This window comes from Rhodocaloribacter sp. (assembly GCF_056451265.1).
Genome location: NZ_JBWOPL010000098.1, coordinates 1 through 4859, shown reverse-complemented (window position 1 = coordinate 4859; position 4859 = coordinate 1). Strand labels below are relative to the sequence as shown.

The following is a 4859-nucleotide window of genomic DNA, read 5'->3' as shown; positions in this document are numbered from 1 at the left end:
CTCCGCCGGACGGCGGGTCAGCGCCGTGAAACAAGGGCGGAGATGGAGGGTTTGGGTCGATGGATTTCGTCGGGGCGTTTGTTTGAACGTTAGCGCGCACCCGGGTAAACGCTCCGGCGCGCTCGGGTAAGGAGGGTGAAGCGATGCAAACGAAGCAGATCGTCAGGGAGTTGGAGGACGCCGTGCGGCGGATGGGGCTGCACGTGCGGTTCGAGCAGGGCAACTTCCGGGGCGGGTATTGCAAGGTGGACGACGAGGAGGTGGTGGTGCTCAACAAGCGGCATCCGCCCGAAGCGCACCTGGCCGTGCTCGCCGAGGCGCTGCGCGAGTTGCCCGTGGAGACGGTTTACCTGCGTCCCGCCGTGCGGAAAGCGCTCGAGGCGGCGTGGACGCGGCGCGCGAGCATCGAGGGGGAGGTGGGCGAGGATGGATGAGGCTCCGCCGCTGACCGTGACGCTTCTGGGCACGGGGACCTCCACCGGCGTGCCCGTCATCGGGTGCGCGTGCCCCGTCTGTCGCTCCGCCGACCCGCGCGACCGCCGCACGCGCTGCGCCTGCCTCGTCGAAGTCGGGGGACTGACCGTCCTCATCGACGCCGGGCCGGACTTCCGCACGCAGGCCCTTCGCGAGGGCTTCCGCCGCATCGACGCGGTGCTCTTCACCCATCACCACTTCGACCATATCGTCGGGCTCGACGACCTCCGGCCGTTCTTCTTCGAGAACCGAAAGCCCATCCCGTGCTTCGCCCGCGACAACACCGCCGCCGTGCTTCGCCGCATGTTCGCATACATCTTCTGTGACGGAACGTATCCGGGCGTGCCGAACCTCTCGCTGCACGAGGTCGAGGCCCCGTTCCTGATCGAGAGCCGGTACGGCACGGGCGCGGCGGTCCGCGTGACGCCGCTCGACGCCCGGCACGGGGACTTGCCCATCCTCGGCTATCGCATCGGACGTTTCGCTTATCTGACCGATACGAATTACCTTCCCGAGGCGACCTTCGAGCAACTCCACGGCCTCGACGTGCTCGTGCTCGACGCGCTCCGGCGCCGTCCGCATCGAACGCACTTTACCATCGAGGAAGCCGTGGCGGCGGCGCGGCGCATCGGCGCGCGGCAGACGTATTTCGTCCACATGACGCACGATGTGGGCCACGCCGAGGAGGACGCCCGTCTCCCCGAAGGGATCAACCTCGGGTACGACGGCTTATCTTTCGAGGTCGCCGGGGATTGAAGCCGCCGGAGTTTCACGCCGCATGCGCAGACGCCGATGAAGCACATACTCATACTCAACGGGCCGAACCTGAACCTGCTCGGGACGCGCGAGCCGGAGACGTACGGCCGCGCCACGCTCGCGGGCATCGAGGCCGGATTGCGGCAGGCGTTCCCGGACGTGGCGTTCGACTTTTTTCAGAGCAACCACGAGGGCGCGCTCATCGACCGGCTCCATGCCGGCGGCTTCGACGGCGTCGTGTTCAATCCCGGCGGCTATACGCACACGTCGGTGGCGCTCCGCGACGCGGTGGCGGCCCTCGCGCCGCCGGTGGTGGAGGTGCACCTCTCGAACGTGCACGCCCGCGAGCGCTTCCGCCGCCGCTCGATGATCGCACCCGTGTGCGCCGGGCAGATCAGCGGCCTCGGCGCGGCGGGCTATCACCTCGCCGTGCGCTATCTCGTCGAGCACGAAGCCGACATGGAGATCAAAGAGTGAATCGTCTCGGGCAAGATGATCGTCTGCGGAAACCCATTTTTTGCACGTGCTGGAAAAGGAGAGAATTTCTACATTTGGAATGGGAGGTTTCGTATCATTCTTCACCAATATCACGAATCGGAAAGCTTATGAAAGCCCCTCAATCAGACGACGTTCGGCGGATTCTGGCGGATGCCGATAAAGCTGCGCAACTCGTTGAAGCTGCCCGAAAAGGGAAGTCTGTGATGTTGCGGGTCAACGGGGACACGCTTTATCTGAGACGCGCGGGTAGTTTGACGGCGGAGGCGCGTCCTCCCGCAAAAGGGGAAAAGTGACATGAACCTTGCGTTCCCGGCCTTACTGGTTTTTTTGCTGATTTTGCCGGGGCTATTGTTGAGCTATGCCTATCGCAAAGGTTTCTCATGGAGAAGCCCTGTTTCATTTTCTTCGATACCCAATGAGATTACTCGGGGGGTATTGTTGGCTATCCCCTTGCATCTGGTGGGCATCCTGCTCGTCGAGAAGTGTTTCGGAAGATCGGTTGACTATACGGCCATTTTGATCTTGTTACTCGGACAGGCGCGTCCCGAAAGCGAGGCGGGCATGAGAGCGTTGAAGGCTATTTCTGAGAACCCCGGTGCAACGCTCCTGTATTTTTTGCTTCTCTCGCTTGGAAGTATGGGGCTGGGATATGGGGTGCACTGTATCGTGCGAAAGCGCAGGCTGGATCTTCGGTGGGATGCGTTGCGGTTCGACAACGACTGGTATTACCTTTTTACAGGAGAGGCGCGCGCTTTTGGCATACCTCAGAAGGAGAGAAGCCGCGAGCGTCTCCGGACATTATTTGAAGATGAGCGGATTGTCTACGTCTTTATCGCGGCGGTGGTCGAACAAGCCGGTTCAGCCTTTTTATACTGGGGTATCCTGTCTGACTTTTTCTTTGACGCGGCGGGTAATCTGGGCAGAATAATATTGCAATCGGCGCAGCGCCGCCCTCTTTCACAGGATCGGAAAGGAGAGGATCCGAAATTGCCGCTGGACTCGGAAGCCTTTTATCCAATTCAGGGTCATTATTTTGTGCTTCCCTTCAGCAGCGTTCGCAACCTGAATATCGAGTACTATATTTCGACTCGAGAACCGCCGGAAGGAGAGGAGACGGTAGAGATTGTGCTGTAAATGGCGTGCGCACGCCGCACGATGACGAAAACCCCCCCGAGCCATTGGCCAACTATCGAGGACATATCGCCGGCGCGTCCGTGTTTTTCGCGATCTATCTCGCCGCGCTCGTCTACGTCTTCTCCGTGGATGCGGCCTATGAGCGCTTCACGACGCTCGAGCTGGCAGCCTATCCGCTGGCGCTCTTCGCGCTCTGCCTGATGTTCGGCCTCTGGCCCGACGTGGATACGAACTCCGTCGGGCAAAACCTCTTCTATACGATCTTCTTCGTCGCCGACGTGGTGTTGATTGCGACGAAGAACTTCGAGGAGGCGGCCTATCTCGGCCTGTTCGCCATCCTGCCGGTGCTCGGCAAACACCGGGGGTGGACCCATTCGTGGTGGGCGATGCTTCTGATCCCGTCGCCGCTCTTGATCCTTCCGTATCTCTTTTTTCCGGAGCGTCCGCTCTCCGGGCTGCCGTTTTTCGGCGCGGCGGTGGTCGGGTACTTCAGCCATCTGTTCATGGACGGGCTGGTGATCCCCTTCCGGCGTCGCCGTCGCGCGGCGCGGTGAGGGCAGGCGCGTGTCCGGCATTCCGTATCGATCGAACGAGACCTCCAGCTTCGTCGTCCCGTCATGAAGATTGCTTTTCAGGGAGAGATTGGCGCGTTCAGTGAGGAAGCCGCGTGCGCGCTCTTTCCGGGCGCGACGCCCGTGCCGCAACCGACCTTCGAGGCCGTCTTTGAGGCGGTGGCCTCGGGCGCGGCGGCGCGGGGCGTCATCCCCATCGAGAACTCGCTCTTCGGAAGCGTGCACGTGAACTATGACCTCCTCCGGGCGCACGACCTTCGGATCACGGCGGAGCATCACCTGCGGGTGCGGCACTGTCTGATGGCGCTTCCCGGCGTGAGGCTCGCCGACGTGGGCGCGGTGTACTCGCACCCGCAGGCGCTCGGGCAGTGCGCGGCGTTTTTGCGGGAGCGCCTGCCGAACGCCGAGGCCGTGCCCGCCTACGACACCGCCGGCGCGGCGAAGATGGTGGCCGCCGAGGCCCGACGCGATGCGGCCGCCATCGCCGGCGCGCAGGCGGCCCTCGAGTACGGCCTCGACATCCTCGCCGAGAGCATCGAAAGCAACCACCGGAACTTCACGCGCTTCCTCGCCCTCGCCCGCAAAGCCGATGCGCCCCTTCCCACCTCGGACGACGCCCCGCTCAAGACGTCTATCGTCTATGCCCAGCGCGAAAACGTGCCGGGCGGCCTCTTCAAAAGTCTCGCCGTCTTTGCCCTCCGCGACATCGACCTGTTCAAGATCGAGAGCCGCCCGCTCGTCGGCAGTCCGGGGCAATACCTTTTTTACCTCGACCTTGCCGGATCGGTGGCCGACGAGGCCGTACAGCGCGCCCTCGATCACCTCGGCGAGATCGCGGCGTTCGTGAAGGTGCTCGGTTCGTATCCGCGGGGCGAACGGAAGGAATAGCGTGCGTCAGGGGTTCGCGGCGCTCGTGTCCGCGTGTGTGAAGATGAAGTCGCCAAACTCGGAGTCGTCGCCGTTGGCGGCATTGGCGGCGAGGTGGAAAAGGACCGTGTCGCCTCGCGCGGGGGCGCGCCACGCCAGGGTCCACCGTGCGGTGTCCGGGGCGACGGGCCGCGCGCCGGTTTTCGTGTGCGAAGCGTAGACGACGCCGGACGAGTCGGCGCGACGCACGCGCATGAGCGCCGGGTCGACGGTGAAGGCGCCCGCCTGGGCGCCGTCGCGGAAACGGGCCGAGAGTTGAAATCCTCCGGCGGCGAGGCCGGGATGCGCCACGGTGACGTTCAGGAGGTACGATTGGCCGGGGGCATAGCCCTTCGGGACGCCTTCGAGCGTGAGCCGTCCCCCGGGCGCGTTGAGCGGGGCGTCGAAGTGGCAGGCGCGGCACGTCGGCTCGCCGAAGCCGCCCGTATGCGCCGGGGGCGGGCCGTCGGCGTACCGGAGCGTGGCCGCGCCGAGCGCGAAGGCGAAGGCCGCCGCGAC

At 64.1% G+C, this 4859-nt stretch carries 7 protein-coding genes; 6 read left to right on the top strand and 1 reads right to left on the bottom strand.

The genetic code is table 11. The features are described from left to right. The first annotated feature begins 143 nt into the window (after positions 1–143). The 6 genes from AC1HIY_RS15515 to pheA all read left to right on the top strand — a co-directional run bounded on the left by AC1HIY_RS15515 (position 144) and on the right by pheA (position 4322). Complete coding sequence (locus AC1HIY_RS15515; RefSeq protein WP_479577711.1) at positions 144–434, top strand: hypothetical protein; 291 nt, start codon at positions 144–146, stop codon at positions 432–434. Positions 435–444: 10 nt separating this feature from the next. Then, positions 445–1230, top strand: coding sequence for an MBL fold metallo-hydrolase (locus AC1HIY_RS15510; RefSeq protein ID WP_479577712.1), 786 nt, complete (start codon positions 445–447; stop codon positions 1228–1230). Between the two features lie 36 nt (positions 1231–1266). Then, entirely contained in the window at positions 1267–1707 is a 441-nt protein-coding gene (aroQ, locus tag AC1HIY_RS15505) for a type II 3-dehydroquinate dehydratase (RefSeq protein WP_479577710.1), read from the top strand. A 315-nt stretch (positions 1708–2022) separates the two neighbouring features. Beyond that, positions 2023–2862 (top strand): hypothetical protein, encoded by an 840-nt coding sequence (locus tag AC1HIY_RS15500; RefSeq protein ID WP_479577709.1) that lies wholly within the window; start codon positions 2023–2025, stop codon positions 2860–2862. 80 nt (positions 2863–2942) lie between these two features. Then, entirely contained in the window at positions 2943–3416 is a 474-nt protein-coding gene (locus AC1HIY_RS15495; protein ID WP_479577708.1) for a metal-dependent hydrolase, read from the top strand. 63 nt (positions 3417–3479) lie between these two features. Continuing rightward, positions 3480–4322, top strand: coding sequence for a prephenate dehydratase (gene pheA, locus AC1HIY_RS15490; protein WP_479577707.1), 843 nt, complete (start codon positions 3480–3482; stop codon positions 4320–4322). 6 nt (positions 4323–4328) lie between these two features. On the opposite strand, the gene AC1HIY_RS15485 is transcribed toward pheA, so the two are convergent. Beyond that, on the bottom strand, positions 4329–4859 hold a 531-nt coding region (locus tag AC1HIY_RS15485; protein ID WP_479577706.1), incomplete at its 5' end, for a choice-of-anchor V domain-containing protein.